The 25,293-nt window shown below is 59.9% G+C and carries 25 protein-coding genes; 15 read left to right on the top strand and 10 right to left on the bottom strand.

Features of this window, described 5'->3' with window-relative positions:
* Positions 1 to 124 precede the first annotated feature (124 nt).
* The 3 genes from hisC to ACN0VH_RS13585 are packed head-to-tail and all read left to right on the top strand — an operon-like array spanning position 125 to position 3,056.
* On the top strand, positions 125 to 1,216 hold the full coding sequence (hisC, locus tag ACN0VH_RS13595) for a histidinol-phosphate transaminase (RefSeq protein ID WP_278923083.1): 1,092 nt from the start codon (positions 125 to 127) through the stop codon (positions 1,214 to 1,216).
* Positions 1,213 to 2,133 (top strand): prephenate/arogenate dehydrogenase family protein, encoded by a 921-nt coding sequence (locus ACN0VH_RS13590; RefSeq protein WP_417700875.1) that lies wholly within the window; start codon positions 1,213 to 1,215, stop codon positions 2,131 to 2,133. Before hisC ends, ACN0VH_RS13590 begins: the two co-directional genes overlap by 4 nt.
* Positions 2,130 to 3,056: an extensin-like domain-containing protein gene (locus ACN0VH_RS13585; protein ID WP_417700874.1), complete on the top strand. Its 927-nt coding sequence runs from the start codon at positions 2,130 to 2,132 to the stop codon at positions 3,054 to 3,056. The genes ACN0VH_RS13590 and ACN0VH_RS13585 overlap by 4 nt, the downstream gene beginning before the upstream one ends.
* A gap of 134 nt (positions 3,057 to 3,190) precedes the next feature.
* On the opposite strand, the gene ACN0VH_RS13580 is transcribed toward ACN0VH_RS13585, so the two are convergent.
* Positions 3,191 to 4,198, bottom strand: a complete 1,008-nt coding sequence (locus ACN0VH_RS13580; RefSeq protein WP_417700873.1) for a DUF2125 domain-containing protein — start codon at positions 4,196 to 4,198, stop codon at positions 3,191 to 3,193.
* Between the two features lie 70 nt (positions 4,199 to 4,268).
* Between ACN0VH_RS13580 and ACN0VH_RS13575 the strand changes: the two genes are divergently transcribed.
* The 3 genes from ACN0VH_RS13575 to ACN0VH_RS13565 all read left to right on the top strand — a co-directional run bounded on the left by ACN0VH_RS13575 (position 4,269) and on the right by ACN0VH_RS13565 (position 8,473).
* A complete protein-coding gene (locus tag ACN0VH_RS13575; RefSeq protein ID WP_278923079.1) occupies positions 4,269 to 4,799 on the top strand; it encodes a gamma-glutamylcyclotransferase in 531 nt (176 codons plus the stop codon).
* Positions 4,800 to 4,873: 74 nt separating this feature from the next.
* The gene (locus ACN0VH_RS13570; RefSeq protein ID WP_417700872.1) at positions 4,874 to 6,094 is read left to right on the top strand and encodes a biopolymer transporter ExbB; all 1,221 of its coding nucleotides are present in this window, start codon (positions 4,874 to 4,876) and stop codon (positions 6,092 to 6,094) included.
* Between the two features lie 3 nt (positions 6,095 to 6,097).
* On the top strand, positions 6,098 to 8,473 hold the full coding sequence (locus tag ACN0VH_RS13565) for a peptidoglycan -binding protein (protein ID WP_417700871.1): 2,376 nt from the start codon (positions 6,098 to 6,100) through the stop codon (positions 8,471 to 8,473).
* A gap of 57 nt (positions 8,474 to 8,530) precedes the next feature.
* On the opposite strand, the gene ACN0VH_RS13560 is transcribed toward ACN0VH_RS13565, so the two are convergent.
* The 3 genes from ACN0VH_RS13560 to gloB all read right to left on the bottom strand — a co-directional run bounded on the left by ACN0VH_RS13560 (position 8,531) and on the right by gloB (position 12,840).
* Positions 8,531 to 9,532 carry a M23 family metallopeptidase gene (locus ACN0VH_RS13560; protein ID WP_278923076.1) on the bottom strand — a complete coding sequence of 334 codons (1,002 nt, stop codon included), beginning with the start codon at positions 9,530 to 9,532 and terminating at the stop codon, positions 8,531 to 8,533.
* 2 nt (positions 9,533 to 9,534) lie between these two features.
* The gene (gene clpA, locus ACN0VH_RS13555) at positions 9,535 to 11,862 is read right to left on the bottom strand and encodes an ATP-dependent Clp protease ATP-binding subunit ClpA (RefSeq protein ID WP_278923075.1); all 2,328 of its coding nucleotides are present in this window, start codon (positions 11,860 to 11,862) and stop codon (positions 9,535 to 9,537) included.
* 210 nt (positions 11,863 to 12,072) lie between these two features.
* Positions 12,073 to 12,840: a hydroxyacylglutathione hydrolase gene (gene gloB, locus ACN0VH_RS13550; protein WP_417700870.1), complete on the bottom strand. Its 768-nt coding sequence runs from the start codon at positions 12,838 to 12,840 to the stop codon at positions 12,073 to 12,075.
* A gap of 61 nt (positions 12,841 to 12,901) precedes the next feature.
* Between gloB and ACN0VH_RS13545 the strand changes: the two genes are divergently transcribed.
* Positions 12,902 to 13,648 carry a class I SAM-dependent methyltransferase gene (locus tag ACN0VH_RS13545; protein WP_232405213.1) on the top strand — a complete coding sequence of 249 codons (747 nt, stop codon included), beginning with the start codon at positions 12,902 to 12,904 and terminating at the stop codon, positions 13,646 to 13,648.
* Positions 13,649 to 13,734: 86 nt separating this feature from the next.
* Here ACN0VH_RS13545 and ACN0VH_RS13540 read toward each other — a convergent pair whose 3' ends face one another.
* Entirely contained in the window at positions 13,735 to 13,917 is a 183-nt protein-coding gene (locus tag ACN0VH_RS13540; protein WP_417700869.1) for a hypothetical protein, read from the bottom strand.
* 156 nt (positions 13,918 to 14,073) lie between these two features.
* On the opposite strand from ACN0VH_RS13540, the gene ACN0VH_RS13535 reads away from it, so the two are divergent.
* From ACN0VH_RS13535 to ACN0VH_RS13510, 6 genes are all read left to right on the top strand, one after another.
* Positions 14,074 to 14,634, top strand: coding sequence for a F0F1 ATP synthase subunit delta (locus ACN0VH_RS13535; RefSeq protein ID WP_278923072.1), 561 nt, complete (start codon positions 14,074 to 14,076; stop codon positions 14,632 to 14,634).
* Positions 14,635 to 16,173, top strand: coding sequence for a F0F1 ATP synthase subunit alpha (atpA, locus tag ACN0VH_RS13530; RefSeq protein ID WP_278923071.1), 1,539 nt, complete (start codon positions 14,635 to 14,637; stop codon positions 16,171 to 16,173).
* Positions 16,174 to 16,185: 12 nt separating this feature from the next.
* On the top strand, positions 16,186 to 17,061 hold the full coding sequence (locus ACN0VH_RS13525) for a F0F1 ATP synthase subunit gamma (protein ID WP_417700868.1): 876 nt from the start codon (positions 16,186 to 16,188) through the stop codon (positions 17,059 to 17,061).
* 21 nt (positions 17,062 to 17,082) lie between these two features.
* Positions 17,083 to 18,507, top strand: a complete 1,425-nt coding sequence (gene atpD / locus ACN0VH_RS13520) for a F0F1 ATP synthase subunit beta (protein ID WP_278923069.1) — start codon at positions 17,083 to 17,085, stop codon at positions 18,505 to 18,507.
* Between the two features lie 11 nt (positions 18,508 to 18,518).
* On the top strand, positions 18,519 to 18,932 hold the full coding sequence (locus tag ACN0VH_RS13515; protein ID WP_278923068.1) for a F0F1 ATP synthase subunit epsilon: 414 nt from the start codon (positions 18,519 to 18,521) through the stop codon (positions 18,930 to 18,932).
* A gap of 165 nt (positions 18,933 to 19,097) precedes the next feature.
* On the top strand, positions 19,098 to 19,448 hold the full coding sequence (locus ACN0VH_RS13510; RefSeq protein WP_417700867.1) for an H-type lectin domain-containing protein: 351 nt from the start codon (positions 19,098 to 19,100) through the stop codon (positions 19,446 to 19,448).
* A 128-nt stretch (positions 19,449 to 19,576) separates the two neighbouring features.
* Here the strand turns inward: ACN0VH_RS13510 and ACN0VH_RS13505 are convergent, their stop codons facing one another.
* Complete coding sequence (locus tag ACN0VH_RS13505) at positions 19,577 to 20,599, bottom strand: ribose-phosphate pyrophosphokinase (protein WP_278923066.1); 1,023 nt, start codon at positions 20,597 to 20,599, stop codon at positions 19,577 to 19,579.
* A 106-nt stretch (positions 20,600 to 20,705) separates the two neighbouring features.
* On the opposite strand from ACN0VH_RS13505, the gene ACN0VH_RS13500 reads away from it, so the two are divergent.
* Positions 20,706 to 21,299, top strand: a complete 594-nt coding sequence (locus tag ACN0VH_RS13500) for a 2-hydroxychromene-2-carboxylate isomerase (protein ID WP_417700866.1) — start codon at positions 20,706 to 20,708, stop codon at positions 21,297 to 21,299.
* A 19-nt stretch (positions 21,300 to 21,318) separates the two neighbouring features.
* Positions 21,319 to 22,140: an alpha/beta fold hydrolase gene (locus ACN0VH_RS13495; protein ID WP_417700865.1), complete on the top strand. Its 822-nt coding sequence runs from the start codon at positions 21,319 to 21,321 to the stop codon at positions 22,138 to 22,140.
* Here the strand turns inward: ACN0VH_RS13495 and ACN0VH_RS13490 are convergent.
* From ACN0VH_RS13490 to ACN0VH_RS13475, 4 genes are all read right to left on the bottom strand, one after another.
* Positions 22,137 to 23,183 (bottom strand): threonine aldolase family protein, encoded by a 1,047-nt coding sequence (locus ACN0VH_RS13490; protein WP_278923063.1) that lies wholly within the window; start codon positions 23,181 to 23,183, stop codon positions 22,137 to 22,139. The two genes, ACN0VH_RS13495 and ACN0VH_RS13490, sit on opposite strands and share 4 nt — an antisense overlap.
* Positions 23,183 to 23,653, bottom strand: coding sequence for a YcgN family cysteine cluster protein (locus tag ACN0VH_RS13485; protein WP_278923062.1), 471 nt, complete (start codon positions 23,651 to 23,653; stop codon positions 23,183 to 23,185). The genes ACN0VH_RS13490 and ACN0VH_RS13485 overlap by 1 nt, the downstream gene beginning before the upstream one ends.
* Positions 23,650 to 24,597: a bifunctional riboflavin kinase/FAD synthetase gene (locus ACN0VH_RS13480; RefSeq protein WP_278923061.1), complete on the bottom strand. Its 948-nt coding sequence runs from the start codon at positions 24,595 to 24,597 to the stop codon at positions 23,650 to 23,652. The genes ACN0VH_RS13485 and ACN0VH_RS13480 overlap by 4 nt, the downstream gene beginning before the upstream one ends.
* A gap of 118 nt (positions 24,598 to 24,715) precedes the next feature.
* Entirely contained in the window at positions 24,716 to 25,159 is a 444-nt protein-coding gene (locus ACN0VH_RS13475) for a MaoC family dehydratase (protein WP_278923060.1), read from the bottom strand.
* Between the last annotated feature and the right edge of the window lie 134 nt (positions 25,160 to 25,293).

The following is a 25,293-nucleotide window of genomic DNA, read 5'->3' as shown; positions in this document are numbered from 1 at the left end:
TTTGCCCCGCGTCTTGGCACAGTCTTACCCAGGCTGTGTGGGCGGTGCCGCTCTCTGGTTGATCTTGCCGCTTTCCCATTGGCTTGCGCCTCGTTATTACGAGGAGAACCAAGGAGCCAGACCAATGACCCAGATCACGCCGCAGCCAGGTATTATGGATATCGCCCTCTATCAGGGCGGCGCGGCCCATGTGGCGGGGGTGAGCAACGCAATCAAGCTCTCCTCCAATGAAAACCCACTGGGGCCCAGCCCGCTTGCGATTACAGCCATGCAAGAGGCCGCGGCGGATATGCATCGCTACCCCAGCTCTGACCACAGGGCGCTGCGTCAGGCGATTGGCGCGGTCGAGGGGTTGAACCCAGAGCAGATTATCTGTGGTGCCGGCAGTGACGAAATCATCGCCTTCCTGTGCCAGTGTTATGCCGGGCCGGGGGATGAGGTGCTCTATACGGAGCACGGGTTTGCCATGTATCGTATCAGCGCACTGGCCGCAGGGGCCACCCCGGTCGAGGTCAAGGAACGCGAGCGTGTCACCGATGTGGATGCGCTGCTTGCGGGCTGTAGCGACCGCACCAAGCTGGTCTTTATCGCCAATCCGAACAATCCGACCGGCACGATGATTTCGGCGGCCGAGGTTGCGCGTCTGGCCGATGGCCTGCCCAAGGGGGTGCTCTTGGTGCTGGATGGGGCCTATGCGGAATATGTCGAAGGCTTTGATGCCGGGGCGGATTTGATCGCGGCGCGCGACAATATCTTCATGACCCGTACGTTTTCCAAGATCTACGGTCTTGGTGGGGCACGCATTGGTTGGGGCTATGGCCCGGCGCCTATCATTGATGTGCTGAACCGGGTGCGCGGGCCGTTCAATGTCTCCGCCACGGCGCTGGCCGGGGCCGAAGCGGCAGTGCGCGACCGGGACTACCTGGAGCGCTGCCGACAGGAAAATGCCCAATGGCGCAGCTGGTTGGCACGCGAGCTGGCAGAGCTGGGCGTGGCGTCGGATACCTCTTGTACCAATTTCATTCTGGCACGGTTTGCCGATCAGGCCGAGGCCGAGGCCTGCGATCTCTATCTGCAACAACAGGGGCTGATTGTGCGCCGGGTGGCTGGATATAACCTGCCCAATGCCCTGCGTATAACCGTCGGAGACGAGGCGGCCTGCCGCCGCCTGGTTGCTGCGATCCGAGACTTCAAAGCAAAGCAAGGTGCCGTATGAGCAATGTCGTTTACAACCGTGTCGCCCTGATTGGCTTGGGGCTGATTGCGTCTTCGATGTTCTGGGCCATGAAGCGCGCCGGTTTGGCAGGCGAGGTCACGGGGTTTGCCCGCAGTGCGCAAACCCGTGAAACCGCCCGTCGCATTGGCCTGTGTGATCGCATCTGCGACAGCGCCATCGAGGCGGTCGAAGGTGCCGATCTGGTGGTGCTTTGTGTGCCGGTGGGGGCCATGGGGCCAGTCATGGCTGAAATTGGTCCGCATCTGAAACCCGGCGCGACGGTTTCGGATGTGGGGTCGGTCAAGGGGCATGTGATAGAGGTGGTGACACCGCATATTCCCGAGGGGGTTCATTTTGTGCCAGCCCACCCGCTGGCGGGCACCGAACATTCCGGCCCGGAATCCGGCTTTGCTGAACTGTTCGACAACCGCTGGAGCCTGCTTGTTCCGGTTGATGGCAGCGACCCCGCAGCGGTGGCACAGCTGCGCGACCTGTGGGAAGGCATGGGCGCCAATGTCGATGAAATGGAGGCGGACCATCATGATTTGGTACTGGCTGTCACCAGCCACGCGCCGCATTTGATTGCCTATACGATGGTAGGGGTTGCGGATGATCTGCGCCGGGTGACCGATAGCGAAGTGATCAAGTATTCGGCAGCCGGCTTTCGGGATTTCACCCGCATCGCTGCTTCGGATCCAACCATGTGGCGCGATGTCTTTTTGACCAACAAAGAGGCAACGCTGGAAATCCTCGGGCGCTTTACCGAAGAACTGTTTGCACTGCAACGCGCCATCCGGACCGGAGACGGCGACCATCTGCACGACTATTTCACCCGCACACGGGCGATCCGGCGCGGTATCATCGAGGCGGGCCAGGATACAGCCGCGCCTGACTTTGGCCGGGGCAACAAGCCGTGATCGGCGGGGAACAGCTCCGGGGCTGGGCGGTGGCGCTGGCCACTGTGACCTGCCTTCTGCCCGTCAGCAGTCTGGCCGTTCAGGCCGACGCGCCTGAAACATCGCTGCGTCCGACCCTGCGCCCCAGTCTGTCACCGGCCGTGGCAGCGACCGTGGCGTCAGATGGGGCCATTGCGCGTGCCGATGTGGTGGCAGCAGTCGCCACCGGTGCGGGATCAAGCCGCGTGGCCAGCCCTTCATCCGGGCTGCGGCCCCAATTGCGCCCGGTATCAGCCCAGCTCCTCGCGGTGGCGGCGCGGCCTGCGGATCTGGATGCGTCGCTTCTGGATCAGTCCTTGGTGCCGCTAGTCCGCCCGGATGGCATTGCGCAACAGGCCCTGTTCAAACGCCGCCGTCTGCGTCAGGGCTCTGTCTGCGGTGATATTGATATTCAGGGCAAAGAGATTGGCGCAGTGGTCGGCACCATGCCCGGCTGTGGGGCCGCGGATGCGGTGCAGGTGACCTCTGTCGCCGGGGTCACGCTGAGCCAGAGTTCAGTGATGACCTGCGAAACCGCTGCGGCGCTGAAACGATGGGTTTCAAAGGATGTGGAAAAGGCCTTTGGTCGCCGCAATCGGGTGGTCAGCCTGCGGGTGGCGGCGCACTACGCCTGCCGCACCCGCAACAATCGCCCCGGCGCCAAAGTGTCGGAACACGGGCGCGGCAAGGCGATTGATATTTCCGGCTTCAAACTGGAAGATGGCACCCTGGTAAGCGTGCTGTCAGGGTGGAACGCCCGTGCCACCCGCAAACCGATGCGCAAGATGTGGAAAGCGGCTTGTGGTCCCTTTGGCACCGTTCTGGGCCCCGAATCTGATCGCCATCACCGGGATCATTTCCACCTTGATGTGGCCAGCTATCGCAGTGGGTCCTACTGCCGCTAGGGCTGGGACATGCGGGCAGGGCGCGGTGGTCTTAGAGCATATCGCTCGAAAGTGGTTTCCGGTTTCGAGCTATTCGACATGCGACATCAATAAACGAGCGCCTGTCGCCTGAATGCAAATGAACGCGACAGGCTCTAGCGCAGCCGGATTGGCGGTGCGGTGCCGATGGGCAGCGGCCCGATCCACATCTGCCCCTGCTGAAAGCGCAGGGTGGTGTTGATTCTCTCCCCCTGGCCAGCAGGGCTGGAAAACAGCGCCAGCACCCGTTCTATGGCGGTGCGGGTCTGCGGCGGCAGCAGGCTGCTGCGTTCTGCCATATCAAGGATCGCGCGCCAGTTCCTGACCTGTAGCGCCAGATCGCCCGTTGCGCGGCCCTGATCATCCATCTGCAGCTGGCCGCTGGCCTTGAAATGCATCTCGCCCCATTTGGCCTCGGCCAGGTCAAGGGTGATCTGACGCGGCTGCGGGCGGCGCTGTTCAAGCGCCCGGCGATCCCAGGGGATATCAAAGTCGATCGCCCCCTGCAGCTGTAGCGCGTCAAACTGTTTGGGCAGATCATTTGCCAGCTGGCTGATGCGGCGAAAGGCACCACCGGGGGCAAAGCCGCTGATGGCCATACGCAAATCATACTGGTTTGGCTGCGCGCTCTGCTGATGCAGGATCAACTCAAGATCCTGCGCCTGCCACTGGGGCATGGTCGCCTGATGTTGCAGGATCTTCCAGACCTGCGCCTGCAGTTCAAGGCGCTCTAGCGTCAGGGCTGCCCCCGGTGCCAGCTGCATTTCGGCGGTCATGTCCTGCGCGGTAAGGGCGCTGCTTTGATCAAAGACGGAAAACCGCTGCTGGGTCTCCGGAAAGGAGAGCGTCAGCGCCCCGGGCCAGATCGCCGGGCTGTCGAGATCCAGCCAATCTGCGCTCCAGGCGGCGCCGGTTCCGGGGTCGGCCAGCAGGGGCTGATCAATGCGGGTGCGGTGGCGCAGTGGAAAGCCAGCAGTCGAGAGCTGCCCATGTGAGACCTGCCAACCCTGGCGCGCTTGTGCGTCGAACCAGCTTTCCAATCCGCTGCGCAGTGCCCAGGCCGCCAGCCCCCAGTAGAGCCCCCAGACCACCGCTCCAAGGCACAGGTATTTCAGCAGTCGCATTCTGCGAAGACCCCTTTTTCTAGCCGTCAATTTGCTGTTTATAGGCGAGGATAAGAAAGGGCCATAGATCATGACAATGTGGGTATTCGGATATGGATCGCTGCTGTGGAATCCGGGCTTTCCGGTGGCTGGCAGCGAGATCGCAACCCTGCAGGGCTATGCCCGCTCTTTTTGCATGTCGTCGATCCACCATCGTGGCAGCGAAGAGGTGCCGGGGCTGGTGCTGGCCCTGGATGAGGTCCAGGGGGCACAGTGTCAGGGATTGGCGCTGGCGGTTGCGAGTGGCGCGGAAGACCAGACGCTGGACTATCTGCGCGAGCGCGAATTGATCTCTTCGGCCTATCTGGAGCGCAACCTCGCGGTGCAGCTTGCTTCTGGCCAAGAGGTCATGGCCGTGACCTATGTGATTGATCCGCATCACGAGCAGTATTGCGGCGGCATGGCGCTGGAAAAACAGGCGCAGATTATCGCCACTGCGGTGGGCGGGCGTGGGCCCAATACCGAATATCTGTATAATACCGCTGAACATCTCAGCGAAATTGGCCTTGGCGATGCAGAACTTGAATGGTTGATGGGACGCGTGCGGCAAATAACAGCATAAAGCCTTGGGCTTTGCGATCTTTGTCTTTAAGCTCTTTTGGGAATTGAGCAAAAATCCGTCAGGACCTTTTGAATATGGCCCAACCAGCCCGTAAGACAAGGCCGCAGTTTTCCCAACCGGTCAGACAGATTATCATGATGCTGATTGCCCTTGGCCTTGCTGGCTTTGGGATATTTATGGCCCTGCCCAAGGTGCTGCCGGTGTTTCAGGCAAATCCTTGGCTCAATGGTTTTATCGTCATTGTCTTTGTCATCGGGGTGCTGGCCTGTTTCTGGCAGGTGGCGCAGCTGGTCGGATCGGTGCGCTGGATTGAAAGCTTTGCCTCTGGCGGTACGCGCGGCGACAAACGGGCACCGTCGCTGCTGGCTCCGCTGGCGGCTTTGCTGCGCTCGCGGGCGGCGCGGATGCAGTTGGGGTCATCGTCGACCCGGTCTATTCTGGATTCGGTGGCACAGCGGGTGGACGAAGAGCGTGAGATCACGCGATATATTGTCAACCTGCTGATTTTTCTTGGACTTTTGGGCACGTTTTACGGTCTTGCCACCACTGTGCCTGCGGTTGTCGATACCATTCGCAGCCTGGCCCCGCAGGAGGGCGAGGAAAGCATTGCGGTCTTTAACCGGTTGATGACCGGGCTGGAAGCACAGTTGGGCGGCATGGGCGTGGCCTTTGCCTCTTCGCTTTTGGGGCTGGCAGGGTCGCTGATCGTTGGCCTGCTAGAGCTGTTTGCCGGCCATGGCCAGAACCGGTTTTACCGCGAGCTGGAAGAATGGCTCTCTTCTTTCACGCGGGTCAGCTTTTCCTCTGGCGAGGAGGGCAGCGGCGGCGAGACCGGCGTTGTATCCGAGGTGCTGGACACCATGGCAGAGCAAATGGACGCCTTGCAGGCGATGTTTGCCCAAAACGCCGAGAGCCGGGCCGAGATCGACAATAAACTGTCCAATCTGGTGGATGTCATCAGCGATATGAACGCGCGTCAGGATCAGTCCACTAGCGTTGCCAATGCGCTAGAGCGGGTTGCCGTGGGGCAGGAAACCCTGACCGAGATCATGCGCGCCCATGGCGATGTGGGCATGGATGCCGAAAGCCGGATGCGGCTGCGCTCGATCGATGTGCAGATGCTGCGCATTCTGGAGGAAATCTCTGCCGGTCGGCAAGAAAGCCTGGCAGAGTTGCGCAAGGATATCGACCTCATGGTCAAGGCCTTTGCAGTGCCGCGTGGCCGGGGCCGTCGGGCGGCAGAGCTAGCGCCAGCCGGGCCGGACGGCGGGCAGTTTCTGCAGGGCGAGGATTAGAGCATGGCCTTGTCGCGGCGCAGTGGGCAGCGATTCCAAAGCTCGATCTGGCCGGGTTTCGTCGATGCGATGACCGGGCTGTTGCTGGTGCTGATGTTCCTGCTGACCATCTTTATGGTGGTGCAATTTGTCCTGCGCGAAACCATTTCAGGCCAGGAAAGCGAGCTGGACGAACTGTCCACTGAAGTGCAGGCGCTGGCCAATGCGCTGGGGCTGGAAGAACGCGACAACAGCCGCCTTTCGGCGCGGCTTGGGGCGCTAAGTGCGACGCTAACCACCACCCAGAGCGATCTGGCGCAGGCGCAGGATGCCATTGATCAACAGCGTGCGGTGATTTCTGGGCTGACCGCCGAACGCGACCAGCAGCTGGCAGATCTGGCGCGCGCCCAAAGTGATATCACCGCCTTTGAGGCCCAGGTGGCGACCCTGCTTGCTGGTCGCGCCGAGGCCGAGGCACAGATCGCGCAGCTGAGCGAAGATCGCGACCAGTTGGATGCGCAGCGCGCCGACTTGGTTGATGAACGCGAGTCCTTGAATCTGGCGCTGGCACAGGCGCGGCAGGAAATTGACGCTGGGGTAGAGACCGCGCGCCTGGCCGCAGCCAGACGCGAGGCGCTGGAGGCAATGATTGCGGATTTGCAGCAGCAAGACGATGCCCGCGCGGCAGAGTTGGCTGATCTTTCAACCCGGCTGAGCGCCGAAGAAGAGGCCCGCCTGGTTGAAAGTGCCGCTGCCGAGGCCCTGCGCGCCCGGCTGCAAGACGCCGATGCCGAGTTGACGGCCATGACCCTGTCGCTGGAACGTGAGCGGCAAGAGGCCGAAGATACGCTCACGCTTTTGGCTGCTTCCAAATTGGCACAAGAGCGCCTAGCACAGGATCTTGAAGAGGCGCTGACCACGCTGGAGGCCGCCACAGCGCAGAGCAAAGAGCGTGATGCCCTGGCCGAGCGCCTGACCCGCGTTCTGGCGCAGATGCAGGTGTCGCAATCCTCTGCCGAAGGCCGGGTCACTGCCCTGGAGGCAGAGCTGGACCGGCTGCGCCTGGAAAATGACACAACCCAGGCCCGGCTGAACCAGGAATTGGACAGCGCCCGCCAGCAGGCCGCGCAAAGCAAGGCCGCGCTGGAGGCAGAGCTGGCCCGTCAGCGGGCGGCAAACGTCGAGACCGAAACCCAGTATCAAAGCGAATTGACAAATCTGCAAAAACAACAGGCTGCCGCGCTTGAGCAGTTGGAACAGCAACTGACCCGCCAGCGCAGCACGGCAGAGGCAGAGCAGCGTCGCCTGCAAGAAGAACTGGCCAGCCTGCAGGCCGATACCGCCGCAGTGATGTCCGGTCTGCAGGCCGAGTTGGCCCAGGCTCAGGATGATCTGGCCGCCGCCCGCAAGGCCGCCTCTTCGACGGCGCAGGATCGGGCCGCGGTAGAGCTGCGTCTGCTAGCCGCGCTGGATGCGCTGGAAAATGCCCAGGCTGCCGCTGGTGATCAGGCTGTCTTGCAACAACGGCTCTTGGCGGCGCTGAACGCGCAGGACGAGGCCAGGGGGAGCGCGGCAGAGGCGCGCAGCCTGGCCGAGGAACGCGCGGCGCTGTTGGCGCAGGCCAAGGCGGCGCTGTCAGAGCAGACAGCAGTTTCGACCAAGGCGCAGCGCGAGACCGCCTTGCTGAACCAGCAGGTGGCGGCGCTGCGGGAACAACTGGGCGGATTACAGGCGATTCTGGATGACTACCAGGCACGCGATGCTGCCCAGAAGGTGCAGTTGCAAAACCTTGGCCAGGATCTGAACGCGGCGCTGGCACGGGCCGCCTCGGAAGAGCGCCGCCGCCGTCTGACAGAAGAAAAAGAGCGCAAGCGACTGGAGCTGGAGGCGGCAGAGCTTGCCAGCAAGGCGGATAGTCTGGAAACCAAGGCCGAGGAGTTGGAGCGCTACCGCTCTGAGTTCTTTGGCCGCTTGCGCAACGTGTTGGGCAAGCAAGAGGGGGTGCGCATCGAAGGCGACCGCTTTGTCTTTGCATCAGAGGTGCTATTTGCGCCGGGCAGTGCCACACTGTCGTCGTTGGGCGAAGTCGAGATCGCCAAGGTGGCGCGAATTTTGCAGACTGTGGCGGCAGATATCCCACCCGAGATCAACTGGATCATCCGGGTGGATGGCCATACAGACAATACCGCCATGCTGGGCCACCCCAAGTTTTCCGATAACTGGGAGCTGAGTCAGGGGCGGGCACTGTCGGTGGTGCGCTACATGATCGAGAGCCTCGGCGTGGCGCCGGATCGGCTGGCGGCAAACGGATTTGGTGAGTTCCAGCCGGTAAACACGGCTGATACACCGGAGGCCCGCGCCCAGAACCGCCGGATTGAGTTGAAGTTCACTGAACGATAAAGCGCCCCGGTCTGGGGCAAGAGGCCGCAGCCCGGACCCAAAGGGCGCCCTGGGCCGTTATCTTAAAGAAATGGCTTGCTCGATCCGATCGATTTCCACGTCATCGCGCAGCAAAACTGCCAGACCGGTATAGAGGCCATACTCCCAGATCTGGTCGCGCAACCGTTTGCCCGAAGCGCGGAAAAACTGGGCCTGATTGCGATCCAGCGTGATTTCATGCACCGAAAAGACCCCGGTTGGGCCAGAAATGGTCAGCCGCACCCGGTCGCCTTGTTGGCCGCCAAAGGCATAGGCCCAGAAAACCAGGGCCGGTGATTGCCGCGTCATGCGGATCTGGCTGGCCTTGCCGGATTTGATCTGCCGGAAACTGGGCACCTGGGTGCTGAAGCCAGCGCCCAGAAATCCCCCGGGTTCATAGGCAGGCGGATCGGCCCAGAGGTTGGTCGTATCGGCGGTTGCACCGGCCGCGCTTACCTGATCGATGCCAGCCGCACAGTCCTGCGCTCCGTTGGGGGCAAAGGGATCGATCACCTTCCCATCGCGGCGCAGGGACAGATGAAGATGCGGGAATTGTGTCTTGCCGGAAAGGCCGACCTCACCCAGCTGGGTGCCGGCTTGAACCTGCTGGCCCTTTTGCACCCGCACAGAGCCCTGGCGCATATGGCAATATTGGGTTTCCCAGCCATCCGCGTGCAGCAGGACCACGCCATTGCCGCACTCGCGCCCCTGCAGGGCGGCAGCGTTTTCTTCGGTGGAATAGGTGTCGGGCATCCGATTGCGCAGGCCCTGAACCACGCCTGGTGCGGCGGCGCGCACGGCAACACCGCGATACATATCGCTTAGATAGGGCAGGGCGATATCTGTTCCCTTGTGACCAGAGTAAGTCAGCCCTTGGCAAGCATAGTCACGGCTGCCGGGGCCGGGATCGTGGTCGACATATTGCTGAATGTGACAGGTATCGCCCTGGCTGCAATCAAGCGGCCATTGCAAGGAAATGTCGCCCGCCACGGCGGGGGCCGTGACGAGCGTGAGCAGCAAAGCTGCAAGGGAGAGCCGCATGATTAGTCGGCAGTCAGCAATGGCGGCTTGTCACCAGAGATGCGCGGCTTGATCGGACCTTCTATGCGCAGATCCAGCTTGCCATCCTTGATGCCAACCTTGACCAGCCCACCCTTTGCCAGCTTGCCAAAGAGCAATTCTTCGGCGAGTGGTTTCTTGATGTGCTCCTGGATGACCCGCCCCAAAGGCCGTGCCCCCATGCGATCATCATAGCCCCGGTCCGCCAGCCATTCAGCCGCCTTGCGGGTCAGTTCGATCGAGACATTCCGGTCCATTAGCTGGGCTTCCAGTTGCAGGACGAATTTCTCGACCACCTGCAGGATGACCTCTTTGGGTAGCGGTGCAAAGGCGATCACGGCGTCCAGCCGGTTGCGGAATTCCGGCGTGAAGGTGCGTTCAATCGCGGCGGTGTCTTCACCCTCGCGGCGATCACGGCCAAAGCCGATGGCAGCCTTTGCCATATCCGATGCACCCGCATTGGAGGTCATGATCAACACAACATTGCGGAAGTTCACCGCGCGGCCGTTGTGATCTGTCAGCTGGCCGTTATCCATCACTTGCAACAGGATGTTGAACACATCCGGATGCGCCTTTTCGATCTCATCAAGCAGCAGCACGCAGTGCGGGTGCTGATCGACCCCATCAGTGAGCAGACCACCCTGATCAAAGCCGACATAGCCCGGAGGCGCGCCGATCAGACGGGAAACCGCGTGTTTCTCCATGTATTCCGACATGTCAAAACGCAGAAGCTCTACCCCGAGTGTATCGGCCAGTTGTTTGGCCACCTCGGTTTTGCCAACCCCGGTGGGGCCTGCAAAGAGGTAGTTGCCGATGGGTTTTTCCGGTTCGCGCAGCCCTGCACGGGCCAGTTTGATGGCACTGGAGAGCGCGTCGATCGCATCGTCCTGGCCAAAGACCACGCGCTTCAGGCTCTTCTCCAGATCTTTCAGCACCTCTGCATCGTCTTTGGTGACGCTCTTGGGCGGAATGCGGGCGATCTTGGCCACCACGGCTTCGATTTCCTTGACGCCAATGGTTTTGCGACGTTTGCTTTCCGGCACCAGATGCTGTGCCGCACCTGCTTCGTCGATCACGTCGATCGCCTTGTCGGGCAATTTGCGGTCGTTGATATACCGCGCCGCCAGTTCCACTGCGGATTTGATCGCATCCGCTGTAAACTTGACGCTGTGATGTTCTTCAAAATAGGGTTTCAGCCCTTTGAGGATTTCAACCGCATCCTGTACCGAGGGTTCGTTCACATCAATCTTCTGGAAGCGCCGCGCCAGGGCGCGGTCTTTTTCAAAATGCTGGCGGAACTCTTTGTAGGTGGTGGATCCCATGGTGCGCAGTTTGCCGCCCTGCAGGGCAGGTTTCAGCAGGTTGGAGGCATCCATTGCCCCACCAGAGGTGGCACCCGCACCAATCACGGTGTGGATCTCATCAATGAACAACACACCATCCGGGTGGTCTTCCAGCTCTGTCACCACGGCCTTCAGACGTTCTTCGAAATCGCCACGATAGCGGGTGCCAGCCAAGAGCGCCCCCATGTCGAGCGAGAAGATGGTGGTCTTGGACAACACTTCAGGAACTTCGCCCTGCACGATCTTGCGGGCCAGGCCTTCCGCGATGGCGGTCTTGCCGACGCCAGGATCGCCCACCAGCAGCGGGTTGTTCTTGCGGCGGCGGCACAGCACCTGGATGCAGCGCTCTACCTCGTGGCTGCGTCCGATCAGCGGGTCAATGTCGCCTTCGCGCGATTTGGCGTTGAGATCGACGCAGTATTTATCCAGCGCGCTCTCTTTTTTGTCGCTCTCGGGGGCACCGCCGCCCATAGAGGCATCTTCGCCCTCGGGGGCGCCAGTGATGGGACGGGATTCGCCAAAGGCAGGATCCTTGGCCACGCCATGGGCAATGAAATTCACGGCATCATAGCGGGTCATATCCTGGTCCTGCAGGAAGTAGGCGGCATCGCTTTCGCGTTCTGCAAAAATCGCGACGAGGACATTGGCCCCTGTAACTTCGGTGCGCCCCGAGCTTTGCACATGGATCGCGGCGCGCTGAATGACCCGCTGGAAGGCTGCGGTGGGGACCGCTTCGGACCCGTCGACATCAGTCACCAGATTGGCAAGATCTTCATCGACAAATTCAATCAGTGAAGTGCGAAGATGCCCAAGATCGACGCTACAGGCGCGCATTACACGGGCGGCTTCCGGTTCTTCGATCAATGCCAACAGCAGGTGTTCCAGCGTGGCAAACTCGTGGCGCCGCTCATTCGCCAACGCGAGCGCGGCGTGAATGGCTTGTTCTAGTGTGCTCGAGAATGAAGGCACGGGCGTGCTCCTCTGTTCTTGGGGTGACCGGGGCTTGGACGTTCTGCCGCTTCCCCTGTATCAACCATGTCCTGATAGTATTAGAGTTTGGTTGATAGACGCGGAGCTTCAAGGGCTTTCTTTCAAAATTAGGTCACATTCTTTGTGAGAGAGGTTAATTTATGACCCCTTTGAGCCGGTCACGATAGCATCAGACCGGCAGAAATGGGGCTAAAAGCGGTCTTTCAGATCCCGAATTTTTGCAAAAACATCCTTACTTTCAGCGCCTTGCATCCCGATAGCGGATTTTACCTCATCCAGGTGGGCCCGCAAAAAGGGATTTGTCTCCAGCTCTTGCTGCAACAGTGACGGAATCGTGGCCTCGCCTTTTGCGCGTGCCTTGATGATTTGCGCAGCGCGCAGTTGCAATGCGGTGTTGTCCGGTTCAATTGTCAGGGCAAAGCGGGCGTTGGATTGGGTATATTCATGGCCGGAATAGACCCAGGTCTGCGGTGGCAGGGCCATCAGACGGTTGAGGCTCTGCCACATCATATCGGGGGTGCCTTCGAACAGGCGCCCACAGCCAAGCGCCATCAGGCTGTCGGCAGTAAAGACGGCTTGGCTTTCGGGCAAGTAAAACGCGATATGGCCGATTGTATGGCCCGACACATCCAGAACCTGGACCGGCTCCCCGAAGAGGTCAAAGCTGTCACCGTCTTCCAGCGCATGGGTCAGGGGCGGCAGGCGGGCGGCATCCGCCTTAGCGCCATAGACCGCAGGATTATACTGCGCGCAGAGCTCGGCGACGCCATCGATGTGATCATAGTGATGGTGCGTCAAGAGAATCACATCCAGGCGCCAGCCACGGGCCGCGAGCGCGGTTTTGATGGCGTCGGCCTCGGGTGCATCGACCAAAGCGGTTTTACCGCTCTTGGAATCATGCAGCAGATAGGCATAGTTGTCCGAGAGACAGGGCAGGGTAACGATTTCTAGGGGCATGGTCTTTCGCCTCCGCATGAGTAAACTGCCCCCAGATTGGCCCAAGCAGCAGGCACCCGCAATGCACCTTGATGTTCAGGACCTTAGGAATTTCTACTATCGCAGCACCCTGGGGCGGGCGTCGCAGGCATCGGTGCGCAATCGGCTGCTGGAGTTCTGGCCGGAAGCAGCCGGGCAGACCGTGGCTGGCTTCGGCTTTGCCGCGCCCTTGATGCGCCCCTATCTGGCCGAGGCCCGCCGGGTGATTGCCCTGATGCCGGGGCCGCAAGGGGTGATGCAATGGCCGGCGGGGATGCCGAATGTATCTGTGCTGTGCGAAGAGACCTTTTGGCCGATTGAAACCGGTCGGGTGGATCGGCTGGTGGTGATGCATGGGCTGGAAACCTCGGAACGGCCCACCCAGGTGCTGGAGGAGTGCCGTCGGGTGCTGGGGCCTGGCGGGCGGGCGATCTTTGTGGTGCCCAACCGGGCCGGGTTCTGGGCGCGGTCGGATAATACGCCCTTTGGCTATGGGCGGCCCTATACCTTGACCCAGCTGGAAAACCAGCTGCGCCTGCATGAATTCACCATCCAACGTCATACAGCGGCGCTGTACCGGATGCCCAGCCAGAAACGGTTTTGGCTGAAATCCGGGGCACTGCTGGAACGGGCCGGGCGCCGCCTGCCTGCCATGTTGGTGGGGGGCGTCTTTATGGTCGAGGTCAGCAAACAGACGCATCCCCAGCATGGGCATATGACACGCGTCAAACGGTCTAGTCCGATCCGGGTTTTGGAGGGGCTTTCCAACCCGGTGGCGGAACCGGCCTGAGCGGGTTGGCTGACAACAAGGAGGCATCGGGCAAAAGAGGTGCCCTGTGGTCGATCCGGGGTGACGCGGACAGATGATTCTGTTTTTCAAAATTGTCGATCCGCGGTGAGGCCGGAAAAGACCTGTGAGCGCTGATTTGCGCCTTTCGTGCGGATTTTGACCTGTTCGGAAAGGTAAATAACACGCCCGAGGTGCATAAAAATAGTCGAGTTTCGGGAGGCAAAGAGCCGCACTTTGGCTAAGATGTTGAAAACATTAAGGTCGATCATTTTGCCCCTGCCACTATAGACAGTTGATAGGTTGCTACCGCTCTGTTACATCCACGCTGATTTTAACGCCCTGCCGTCTTGGTGGGGTATGCTCACGCCCCCGGTGCCGTCTGTCTTGCGACAGGCCAGTCGGGGCCAAATGTCGGAAGGGTGGACGTGTCCGAACCAGCTTCGATTTCAGCAGGCATTGCTGCACGCTATGCCACTGCGATCTTTGAGATCGCCGAAGAGAGCAAGGCACTTGATAGCCTTGAAACCAGCATCAATGATCTGGCAGCTGCCCTGGCTGACAGTGACGACCTGCAAACCCTGCTCAGCTCTCCGCTGATTTCGCGGGATGAGCAGGAAGCCGCAATTGCGGCGATCGCCAAGAAAATGGGTCTGGCACCTGTTTTGGGCAACAGCCTGGCGCTGATGGCGCAAAAACGCCGCCTGTTCGTGGTTCCTGCTCTGATTTCTGCCCTGCGGGATCGTCTGGCAGAGGCACGCGGTGAAGTGACCGCCGAGGTGATTTCCGCCAAGGCACTGACAAAAACCCAAAGCGACAAGCTGGCCAAGACGCTGGCCGCGCGCGTGGGCAAACAGATTACCATCAATGCAACCGTCGATGAAAGCATCATTGGCGGTCTCGTCGTTAAAGTGGGCTCGAAGATGATCGATAGCTCGATCCGCTCCAAGCTCAACTCCCTACAGAATGCAATGAAAGAGGTCGGATAAATGGGTATCCAAGCAGCAGAGATTTCTGCGATCCTAAAAGACCAGATCAAGAACTTTGGTCAGGAAGCCGAGGTGGCTGAAATTGGTCGCGTGCTGAGCGTTGGCGATGGTATCGCCCGCGTCTACGGCCTTGACAATGTTCAGGCTGGCGAAATGGTCGAATTCCCTGGTGGGATTATGGGCATGGCGCTGAACCTGGAGGCCGATAACGTAGGTATCGTTATCTTTGGCTCCGACCGCGACATCAAAGAAGGTGACACTGTAAAGCGCACCAACTCGATCGTGGACGTTCCTGTCGGCCCCGAGCTGCTGGGCCGCGTTGTTGACGGTCTGGGTAACCCGCTGGACGGCAAAGGCCCGATCAACGCTGCAAAGCGTGGCGTTGCCGACGTCAAGGCACCTGGCATTATCCCACGTAAATCGGTTCACGAACCGATGGCGACAGGCCTCAAATCTGTTGATGCGATGATCCCCGTTGGCCGTGGCCAGCGTGAGCTGATCATTGGTGACCGTCAGACCGGTAAAACCGCGATCGCCCTGGACACCATGCTGAACCAGAAATCCTACAACGATGCAGCAGGCGACGATGAGTCGAAGAAACTGTACTGCGTCTACGTAGCGGTTGGTCAGAAGCGTTCCACCGTTGCCCAGCTGGTGAAAAAGCTGGAAGAAGCCGGCGCCATGGAATATTCGATCGTGGTTGCTGCAACCGCGTCCGATCCTGCGCCTCTGCAGTTCCTGGCCCCCTATGCGGCCACCGCGATGGCGGAATATTTCCGCGACAGCGGCAAGCACGGTCTGATCATCTATGATGACCTTTCCAAGCAGGCTGTTGCCTATCGTCAGATGTCGCTGCTGCTGCGTCGTCCGCCCGGCCGTGAAGCCTATCCTGGTGACGTTTTCTATCTGCACTCCCGTCTGCTGGAACGTTCGGCCAAGCTGAACGAAGATTTCGGCGCTGGTTCGCTGACGGCTCTGCCCGTTATTGAAACCCAGGGTGGTGACGTTTCCGCCTTTATTCCAACCAACGTGATTTCGATCACCGATGGCCAGATCTTCCTGGAAACCGAACTGTTCTACCAGGGCATCCGTCCTGCTGTGAACACCGGTCTGTCGGTTTCGCGTGTTGGCTCCTCTGCGCAGACAAACTCGATGAAGTCTGTTGCGGGTCCGGTGAAACTGGAACTGGCTCAGTACCGCGAAATGGCGGCCTTTGCTCAGTTTGGCTCCGATCTTGACGCCGCCACACAGCAGCTGCTGAACCGTGGTGCCCGTCTGACCGAGCTGATGAAGCAGGCGCAGTACTCGCCGCTGACCAACGCAGAAATCGTCTGCGTGATCTTCGCCGGTACGCAGGGTTACCTCGACAAGATCGACGTAAAGTCTGTTGGCCGCTACGAGGAAGGCATGCTGGCGCATCTGCGCAGCAAGCACGCCGATCTGCTCGAGTGGATTTCCAACGAAGATCCGAAGATCAAGGGCGATGCTGCCGACAAGATCAAAGCAGCGCTGGACGAATTCGCCGCAGATTTCGCGTAAGGGGATAAGGCAATGCCAAATCTCAAGGACCTGAAAAACAGGATCGCGAGTGTCAAAAGCACGCGTAAGATCACAAAAGCCATGCAAATGGTGGCCGCGGCGAAACTTCGCCGCGCCCAGGAAGCTGCTGAAGATTCGCGTCCCTATACCAAACGGTTCAATGCCGTGATGGCAGGGCTTGCGGCTTCGGTTGGCGGCAGCGATAGCGCACCAAAACTGCTGCGCGGCACCGGTAGCGATCAGGTACAACTTCTTGTTGTTCTGACCGCCGAGCGGGGGCTGTGTGGTGGCTTTAACGCCAATATCGCCAAGCTGGCGCGCCAAAAGGCGCAGGAGCTGAAAGCGGCTGGCAAGACGGTCAAAATTCTGACCGTTGGCAAAAAGGGCCGCGACGCGCTGCGTCGTGACCTGGGTGATGATTTCATCGGCCACGTGGATCTGAGCGAGGTCAAGCGGATCGGCTATGCCGATGCGCAGGGCGTCGCCAAGGATATCCTGACCCGCTTTGACGCTGGTGAATTCGATGTTGCGACCCTGTTCTTTGCAGAGTTCGTCAATGTCGTGACCCAGGTGCCAACAGCGCAGCAGATCATTCCGGCCTCTTACGAGGGCGGTGTCGTCGAAGAAGCATCGGCCGTTTACGACTACGAACCCAGCGAAGAGGCAATCCTTGCCGATCTGCTGCCACGTGGCGTATCGACCCAGATCTTTTCGGCGCTGCTGGAAAATGGTGCATCCGAGCAGGGTGCCCGGATGAGCGCGATGGATAACGCCACGCGTAACGCTGGCGAGATGATCGACAAGCTGACAATCGAGTTCAACCGCTCGCGTCAGGCCGTCATCACCAACGAGCTGATTGAAATCATTTCGGGCGCAGAGGCGCTCTAAGAGACAACCGGAGACAAACACATGGCAAACGCAAAAGGCAAAATCACGCAGGTGATTGGCGCCGTTGTGGACGTGCAGTTCGAGGATGCCCTGCCGGAAATCCTGAACGCCGTTACCACGGACAACAACGGTAAGACACTGGTTCTCGAGGTTGCTCAGCACCTGGGTGAGAGCACAGTTCGGACCATCGCTATGGACGCAACCGAAGGTCTGGTTCGCGGCCAGGACGTGACCGACACCGGCGCGCCTATCTCGGTTCCAGTTGGCACCGCCACACTGGGCCGTATCCTGAACGTCATCGGCGAGCCTGTTGACGAAAAGGGCCCCGTAGAGGCGACCGAAACCCGTGGCATCCACGGCGATGCACCTTCCTTCGCTGATCAGTCGACCGCAACTGAGATCCTGACCACAGGTATCAAGGTTATCGACCTTCTGGCCCCCTACACCAAGGGTGGTAAAATTGGACTGTTCGGCGGTGCCGGCGTTGGTAAAACCGTTCTGATCATGGAACTGATCAACAACATCGCGAAGGTGCACTCTGGTGTGTCCGTGTTCGCCGGTGTGGGCGAGCGGACCCGTGAAGGTAACGACCTTTACCACGAGATGATCGAATCCGGCGTTATCGTTCCCGATAACCTGGTCGATTCCAAAATTGCGCTGGTCTACGGCCAGATGAACGAACCTCCCGGTGCGCGTATGCGGGTTGCTCTGTCGGGTCTGACCCTGGCGGAACAGTTCCGTGACGACAGCGGTTCGGACGTTCTGTTCTTCGTGGACAACATCTTCCGCTTCACCCAGGCCGGTTCCGAAGTTTCGGCTCTGCTGGGGCGTATTCCTTCCGCCGTTGGCTACCAGCCAACACTGGCCACCGACATGGGTGCGATGCAGGAACGGATTTCTTCGACCAAGAACGGTTCGATTACCTCCGTTCAGGCCGTTTATGTTCCCGCGGATGACCTTACCGACCCTGCGCCTGCAACCTCGTTTGCGCACCTCGATGCGACAACCGTTCTGGATCGTGCGATCTCGGAAAAGGGTATCTACCCTGCGGTTGACCCACTTGGTTCGACATCGCGTCTGCTGGATCCACTGATCATCGGTGACGAGCACTACAAAGTTGCCACCGACGTTCAGCAGATTCTTCAGCGTTACAAATCGCTGCAGGACATCATCGCGATCCTCGGCATGGACGAGCTGTCAGAAGACGACAAACTGGCCGTGGCCCGTGCACGTAAGATCGAACGCTTCCTGTCCCAGCCGTTTGACGTTGCTAAAATCTTCACCGGTGCCGACGGTAAGCAGGTTCCGCTGGAAGAAACTATCGCATCGTTCAAGGCCGTTGTGGCTGGCGAATACGATCACCTGCCCGAAGGCGCCTTCTACATGGTTGGCGGCATCGACGAAGTGATCGCAAAAGCCGAGAAAATGGCTGCTGACGCGGCCTAAGGAGGGCCCTGATGGCTGATACCATGCAATTTGACCTCGTAAGCCCGGAGCGCAGCCTCGCTTCGCTTCAGGTGAACGCGGTGCAGATCCCCGGCGCGGAGGGTGACATGACGGCGATGCCGATGCATGCACCCACCATCACCACCCTGCGTCCGGGTGTCCTGCGGGTTGAAAGCTCGCAAGGCACTTCGGAATTCGTGGTCACTGGCGGTTTTGCCGAAATCAGCGCTGAGGCCCTTTCGGTCCTCGCTGAAAAGGCAATCCCAATGGATGAGATGACCCGCGCCCATCTGGACGAGCTGATCGAAGAGGCCCGCCAGACCTACAAGACCGCCAAGGAAGACGATCAGCCCCATGGGTTGGTCGAAGATGCAGCCAAGCTGCTGGCGGATATGGAGGCCCTGGGCACCCATATGAGCCTGTAACGGCGCATGTGATCACCTGCCTGGTGTATCTCTCTGCACTTTTAGAACCGGCCCTCCGTTGTGATGGGCCGGTTTTTCCGTATTGTTACCTTGACTGTATCAAGGGCAAAGACCGGGCCTACATACCGGCAAGCTCTGGTGCGTATGCGAGCGGAGCCGAGGGTGATGAAAAGACTACGCAATCTACATATCGGAATAGACCAGGGCGATCTGGCGCTGTTCTCTGAGTTTGAAGAGGGCGGCAGCATGTGGACCGGCGAGGGGGCACGCGAGCGGCGCATGCAGGTCCCCTTCAAACAGACCTATCGGCGGGTGCCGACGGTGCATGTGTCGATGTCGCTCTGGGATATGGACACCAGTGCCGCCATTCGCGCCGAACTGGTGGCCGAGAACATTACAACCTCTGGCTTTGACATGGTCTTTCGCACTTGGGGCGATAGCCGTGTGGCCCGTGTGCGTGCGGCCTGGATGGCCATTGGCGATCTGCCGCATGAGGATGACTGGGAGGTTGACTAGACCCTGTTGCGCAACCTGGAAGGAGATAAGCGGGCAGGATCTGCCCTGCATTTCACCGGGCCAGACCATAAAAAAAGGCCCCGCGCAGGATACTGCGCGGGGCCTTTTTCTTGTCTCATTCCTTGGCGTCAGACGCCGTTTGAATAAAGCGACTCGTAGATGGGAACCAAGGTCTTGTCTTCAAACAGCGAGGACACGGAGGTGCCGTGCCAGATGTTCAGGATCGCCTGGGTAAACAGCGGTGCTGTGGGCAGGATGCGGATGTTGGGTGTGTTCAGGATCTCTTCGCTGGGCTGAATGGAATCGGTCAGCACCAGAGATTTCATCACTGAGTTCGACACACGCTCAACCGCAGGGCCGCTCATCACGCCGTGGGTGATATAGGCGTGGACTTCCTTGGCCCCATTGTCCAGCAGCACCTGGGCGGCCTTGCACAGGGTACCGGCCGTGTCGCACATGTCGTCGATGATCAGGCAGATCTTGTCCTGCACATTGCCGATGACGGTCATCTCGGCCACTTCGCCGGCTTTTTCGCGGCGTTTGTCGACGATCGACAGCGGCGCATTGATGCGCTTGGCCAGTTCCCGCGCGCGGGCAACGCCGCCCACATCAGGAGAGACCACCATCAGATCATCCATGCTGTCCTTGAACTGGTTTTTGACATCCAGTGCAAAAATCGGCGAAGCGTAGAGGTTGTCTACCGGAATATCAAAGAAGCCCTGGATTTGCGCGGCATGCAGATCCATGGTCAGCACCCGCTCTACGCCGGCGCCGGTCAGCATATTGGCGACCAGCTTGGATGAAATCGGTGTGCGGGCCTTGGTGCGGCGGTCCTGACGGGCATAGCCGAAGTAGGGGATCACGGCGGTAATGCGTTGCGCAGAAGAGCGGCGCAGCGCATCAGAGATGATCAGCAGTTCCATCAGGTTATCATTCGCCGGATTGGAGGTCGGCTGAATGATGAACATGTCCTCACCGCGTACGTTCTCGTAAACCTCGACAAAGATCTCGCCGTCGTTAAAGCGTTCAACGCGAGCATCAACCAGACCTTGGTCGACACCACGGTGCATGCTCATTCGGCGGGCAATGGAAGTGGCAAGAGGGAGGTTGGCGTTCCCAGCAATAAGCTTGGGTTCGTGTAAAGTCGGCATTGGCTGATATCCCCGGCAGCAATGGCTATGTGACAGATTCGTGATCTTGCTCACCGCTTAACATGTGCGTAGCTTTCAGCCTAGTTCTAAGCGGGAGAAAACCACCATGGCCGTCATTGATTTCTACTTCTCGACCCTGTCGCCCTACGCATATCTGGCCGGAACCCGACTGGAAGAAGCGGCAGAGCGACAGAATGCGACGATCAATTACAAACCTTTGGACATTATTGCCCTGTTTGGTCGCACCGGTGGCACCCCTCCGAAGGATCGCCATATCTCGCGCCAGGAATACCGGGTGATAGAGATGCAGCGGCAGGCAAAAAAGAATGGGCTGGTGCTGAACCTCAAACCCGCCCATTGGCCAACCAACCCGGCGCCGTCGTCCTATGCGATCATTGCCGCACAGGCCGCAGGCGGCGGTGATATGGGGGCGCTTGTGCATGGGATCCTGCGGGCCGTCTGGGCGGAAGAACGCGATATTGCCCAGGACGATGTGATCAAAGCCTGCCTGCAAGATGCCGACTTTGACCCTGCACTGGCGGATAGCGGTCTCTTGGCCGGTGCCGAGACCTACGCGCAAAACCTAGAGGATGCCGTCAATGCCGGTGTCTTTGGTGTGCCGTTTTATATCACCGAAGATGGTGCGCGGTTCTGGGGACAGGACCGGATCACCGATCTGGAAGAACATCTTGCGGGCTGATACGGCTGGTGGGGATCAGATGAAGGATATCATTTTGAGCGAAGTTTTTTCCCGGCGTTTTGGGGCCGGGCCCCGTCAGGTTCTGGCGGTTCATTGTTCGCTTGCCCATTCGGGGGCCTGGCGCGGGCTGGCCACAGAGATGGAGCAGGAGATCACGCTCACCGCCTTTGATATGTTTTCCCATGGCCGCAGCCCGGATTGGGATGAACAGGCGACGGATTATCAAACGGCCAATGTGGCGGCCGGGCTGGCGCAACTGGGGGCCGCCGGGGCGCCGATGGATTTGATCGGCCATTCCTTTGGAGCCACCGTGGCGCTGCGCATGGCGCAGGCGCGTCCAGATCTGGTTAATAGCCTGACCCTGATCGAACCCGTGCTTTTTGCGGTGACGCGCCAGGACGCCCCCGATGCGCAGGCGGCACTAGAGGCCATAGAAGCCCCCTTTGCAAAGCTTTATGCCGCCGGAGACATTGCGGGTGCCACCCGGTTTTTTAACCGTATGTGGGGCACGGGCAAGCCAAAATGGCCGGATCTGACAGAGCAGGCGCGTGCGGCGATGATCCGCGCCATGGCAGTAGTCCCCAAGAGCTATGACACGCTCTATCTGGACAACAACGGGGTGCTAGAGCCTGGGGCGTTGGCGGCTGTATCCATGCCGGTTCTGTTGCTCAGCGGCGGTGACAGCCAGCCGGTGATGCCGCTGATCAACGAAGGGCTGGCCCGGCGCCTGCCACAGGCGGTGAGCGTGGTTGTGCCTGAGACTGGGCATATGCTGCCGATCACCCATCCGACCGCGACCGCAGATCTGCTGCGCCGTTTCTGGGGGCAGGCTGCCCGCTAGAGCAGGGCCAGAAACTGATCCATCTGGGCTGTACTGATGGCCCAGTCGCAGACAAAACGCGCGGTGACCCGTTCTGTCAGATCACCCTCTAGCGGGCCATCCCATAGATGGTAGGCGGCGCCCGCTTCAAACAGGCGCTGATGGGTGGCACGGGGAAGGGCGGCAAAGATCATGTTTGCCTGCGGCTCATGCTGAAAGCTGGCCCCGGCCTGGCGCAGACCCGCCGCCAGATAAGCGCAGTTTGCATTGGCCTTGCGGGCGCTGTCGCGCCACAGGTCATCGCTCAGATAGGCCAGCATCTGTGCCGAAAGGTAACGATGCTTGGAAAACAGGTGGCCGCCGCGCTTGCGCCGTAGCTCAAACTCGCGGGCGTGTTTTGGATCAAAGAAGATCACCGCTTCGACCCCCATCAGCCCATTCTTGGTGCCGCCAAAGGACAGGGCGTCGACGCCAGCTTTCCATGTCATTTCAGCCGGGGTGCAGTCCAGGGCCACCATGGCATTGGCAAACCGGGCACCATCCAGATGCAGCGAAAGACCAAATTCGCGGGTCACAGCTGAAAGCGCCTGCAGTTCGTCCAGACTATAGAGCGTACCGCGTTCGGTGACCTGCGTCAGCGAAACAGGCCCACGCTGTGGCCCATGTACGCCGCGGGTTTCCTCTGCTGCGATGGTGGCGTACAGCGCCTGCGGTGTCATCTTGTCGTCACGCCCGGGCGCGCCAGGAACCAACGTCAGCTTGGCGCCGCCTGTGTAAAATTCCGGCGCATTGCATTCATCTTCGTGGATATGCGCGGTGGGGGTGCAAAAGATGGTTTCAAACGGCTGGCTCAGGGTGGCCAGCGCGATAGAGTTTGCCGCAGTGCCGGTAGCCACCAGATGCACCGCTGCCTCGGGCGCCTCGAAAATATCCCGCAGGCGTTTGGTTACTTCGGCCATTTCCGCATCGGCACCATAGCCCATGGCATAGCCTTCGTTGGCTTTTGCAAGGGCGTGCAGAACCTGGGCCGGAACCGGACCGGAATTGTCAGAGGCAAAGTACATCAGATCGGCTCCTCGATGATATGGTCTTCCCAGTCTTCTTCCGGGATATCGAATTCTGAAACGGTCCAGCCGCGCACGGTAACGCCTGCGGCATGGGGGCTATCGGGGTCGCCAGTCAGCAGGGGGTGCCACTGGGGCAGGGGCTTGCCTTGCCAGAGCAGCCGATAGGCGCAGGTCTGTGGCATCCAATAGGCATGGGTATCCAGGTTATCGGGCCGGAGCACGATGCATTCCGGAATGAACTGGTGGCGATTTTCATAATGGGCGCAGTGGCAGCTGTTGTCATCCAGCAGGCGGCAGGCCACGCGGGTCAGGGCGATCTCACCGCTGTCCTCGTCTTCAAGCTTGTTCAGGCAGCATTTTCCGCAGCCATCACAGAGAGCTTCCCATTCCTGTTGGTTGAGCTTGTCGAGCGGCTTCTTCTCCCAAAAGCGCGGCGTCAGCCCTCTGCGATCAATCCCGTCGCTCATGTGGTCACCTGCGGTTCAGCGGCAAGGATGGCGCGGGCACGGGCGCAATCGGCGTTCATCTGTTCAATCAGTGCCTCAAGCCCGTCGAATTTCATTTCCGGGCGCAGATATTCCACCAGCGCCACCGAAAGCGTCGCGCCATAGAGATTGCCTGTAAAATCAAACAGGAAGGTTTCGATATTGGGGTGGGCCCCGTCAAACATGGGTCGCACCCCAATAGAGGCCGCCCCCTGATAGCTGCCCTTATGTGGTCCATCCAGCACATCAACCAGCACCGCATAGACGCCGAAGGCCGGGGGATGCAGCCCGTCGATCGACATATTTGCAGTGGGAAAGCCCAGGTCACGGCCGCGTTGTTCGCCGCCGATCACCTTACCTTCGATCCGGTGCCAATGGCTGAGCATGGCCGCCGCATCCCGCGGTCGTCCCTCGCTCAGCGCAGTGCGGATTGCGGTAGAGGAAACGGTATGTTCTGAATGGGCCATCAAGGGCGCGATGGTGACGCCAAACCCCATTTCAGCACCAAAACGCTGCAGATCGGCGGCAGTGCCGCTGCGCCCCTTGCCAAAACAGAAATCAGCCCCCACCACCACATGGCGCAGGCCAAGCCCATCGGCGATGACGCGGCGGGCAAAGTCTTCCGGCGGCAGGCTCGACAGGGCGGCGTTGAAATTCAGCTCATAGAGCCGCTCTACCCCCAGTTTTTCCAACCGCGAGGCGCGGGCCTCGGGCGACATCAGGCGGAACGGTGGGGCGTTGGGGGCAAAAAAGGCGCGCGGGTGGGGTTCAAAGGTCATCACCCCCAGCGGGGCATCGGGGGCCGCGGCGCGGGCCTGCTCGATGACCGATTGATGGCCCCGGTGAACGCCGTCAAAATTGCCGATCGCAACGCTGGCGCCACGATCTTGCTGTTCTACGAATTGATAGTCTCGGATGATGCGCATGGCGTCTGCCTAGCGCCCTGCACTGGGGCTTGCAAGCATCGGATGGCTGTGCAGGCGGTGAAAGATGACCGGACTGCGGATCCGCCTTGGGCTACAGCCCCGCGCTGCAGGTGACGCGTCAGTCGAACTTGCGCGAGGGGGCCATGACCATGGCTTCACCGACCAGAACCTTTTTGCCATCCACCATGCAGCGACAATCCAGTTTGACCCGGCGTTTGTCGATGACGATATCAGTGACTTCGACCTCGGCCAGGACCATATCGCCGGGCCGCACCGGGGCGAGAAATTTCAGCGATTGGCTCATATAGATGGTGCCATGGCCGGGCAGCTGTTCGCCAATGACCGCAGAGATCAGGCCGGCTGTCAGCATGCCGTGGGCAATGCGACCCTGAAAGATGGTGTCCTGAGCGTAAGCGTCATCCAGATGCACCGGGTTGCGATCAGTGGAGACCTGCGAGAACATCTCGATATCTTCGTCGGTGATCACTTTGCGGACAAAGCGCGTCATGCCCATCTCTATGTCTTCGATGCAGATGGTTCCGCGCGGCAGGTTATCCAACATTTGACCCTCCATGAGATCACCCTGACCGGGGCGGTCTTGCAATTTTCGAGCGCAAATATGCGCCATTTGGTAACTTTATTACTTTGCAGGTGCAGAAAATCAAGTGGTTTTTATGGCTGTTCCGGTGGTTCCAT

Origin of the sequence: Pseudophaeobacter sp. (genome assembly GCF_048267565.1) — a bacterium.
GTDB classification, from domain to species: Bacteria; Pseudomonadota; Alphaproteobacteria; order Rhodobacterales; family Rhodobacteraceae; genus Pseudophaeobacter; species Pseudophaeobacter profundi.
This window is presented reverse-complemented; position numbering and strand designations above follow the sequence as displayed.

Coding starts and splice junctions, on each gene's coding strand:
- hisC (WP_278923083.1), top strand. CDS start 125: ATGACCCAGATCACGCCGCAGCCAGGTATTATGGATATCGCCCTCTAT.
- ACN0VH_RS13590 (WP_417700875.1), top strand. CDS start 1,213: ATGAGCAATGTCGTTTACAACCGTGTCGCCCTGATTGGCTTGGGGCTG.
- ACN0VH_RS13580 (WP_417700873.1), bottom strand. CDS start 4,198: ATGCGACTGCTGAAATACCTGTGCCTTGGAGCGGTGGTCTGGGGGCTC.
- ACN0VH_RS13575 (WP_278923079.1), top strand. CDS start 4,269: ATGACAATGTGGGTATTCGGATATGGATCGCTGCTGTGGAATCCGGGC.
- ACN0VH_RS13570 (WP_417700872.1), top strand. CDS start 4,874: ATGGCCCAACCAGCCCGTAAGACAAGGCCGCAGTTTTCCCAACCGGTC.
- ACN0VH_RS13565 (WP_417700871.1), top strand. CDS start 6,098: ATGGCCTTGTCGCGGCGCAGTGGGCAGCGATTCCAAAGCTCGATCTGG.
- ACN0VH_RS13560 (WP_278923076.1), bottom strand. CDS start 9,532: ATGCGGCTCTCCCTTGCAGCTTTGCTGCTCACGCTCGTCACGGCCCCC.
- gloB (WP_417700870.1), bottom strand. CDS start 12,840: ATGCCCCTAGAAATCGTTACCCTGCCCTGTCTCTCGGACAACTATGCC.
- ACN0VH_RS13545 (WP_232405213.1), top strand. CDS start 12,902: ATGCACCTTGATGTTCAGGACCTTAGGAATTTCTACTATCGCAGCACC.
- ACN0VH_RS13540 (WP_417700869.1), bottom strand. CDS start 13,917: ATGATCGACCTTAATGTTTTCAACATCTTAGCCAAAGTGCGGCTCTTT.
- atpA (WP_278923071.1), top strand. CDS start 14,635: ATGGGTATCCAAGCAGCAGAGATTTCTGCGATCCTAAAAGACCAGATC.
- ACN0VH_RS13525 (WP_417700868.1), top strand. CDS start 16,186: ATGCCAAATCTCAAGGACCTGAAAAACAGGATCGCGAGTGTCAAAAGC.
- atpD (WP_278923069.1), top strand. CDS start 17,083: ATGGCAAACGCAAAAGGCAAAATCACGCAGGTGATTGGCGCCGTTGTG.
- ACN0VH_RS13515 (WP_278923068.1), top strand. CDS start 18,519: ATGGCTGATACCATGCAATTTGACCTCGTAAGCCCGGAGCGCAGCCTC.
- ACN0VH_RS13510 (WP_417700867.1), top strand. CDS start 19,098: ATGAAAAGACTACGCAATCTACATATCGGAATAGACCAGGGCGATCTG.
- ACN0VH_RS13505 (WP_278923066.1), bottom strand. CDS start 20,599: ATGCCGACTTTACACGAACCCAAGCTTATTGCTGGGAACGCCAACCTC.
- ACN0VH_RS13500 (WP_417700866.1), top strand. CDS start 20,706: ATGGCCGTCATTGATTTCTACTTCTCGACCCTGTCGCCCTACGCATAT.
- ACN0VH_RS13495 (WP_417700865.1), top strand. CDS start 21,319: ATGAAGGATATCATTTTGAGCGAAGTTTTTTCCCGGCGTTTTGGGGCC.
- ACN0VH_RS13490 (WP_278923063.1), bottom strand. CDS start 23,183: ATGTACTTTGCCTCTGACAATTCCGGTCCGGTTCCGGCCCAGGTTCTG.
- ACN0VH_RS13485 (WP_278923062.1), bottom strand. CDS start 23,653: ATGAGCGACGGGATTGATCGCAGAGGGCTGACGCCGCGCTTTTGGGAG.
- ACN0VH_RS13480 (WP_278923061.1), bottom strand. CDS start 24,597: ATGCGCATCATCCGAGACTATCAATTCGTAGAACAGCAAGATCGTGGC.
- ACN0VH_RS13475 (WP_278923060.1), bottom strand. CDS start 25,159: ATGTTGGATAACCTGCCGCGCGGAACCATCTGCATCGAAGACATAGAG.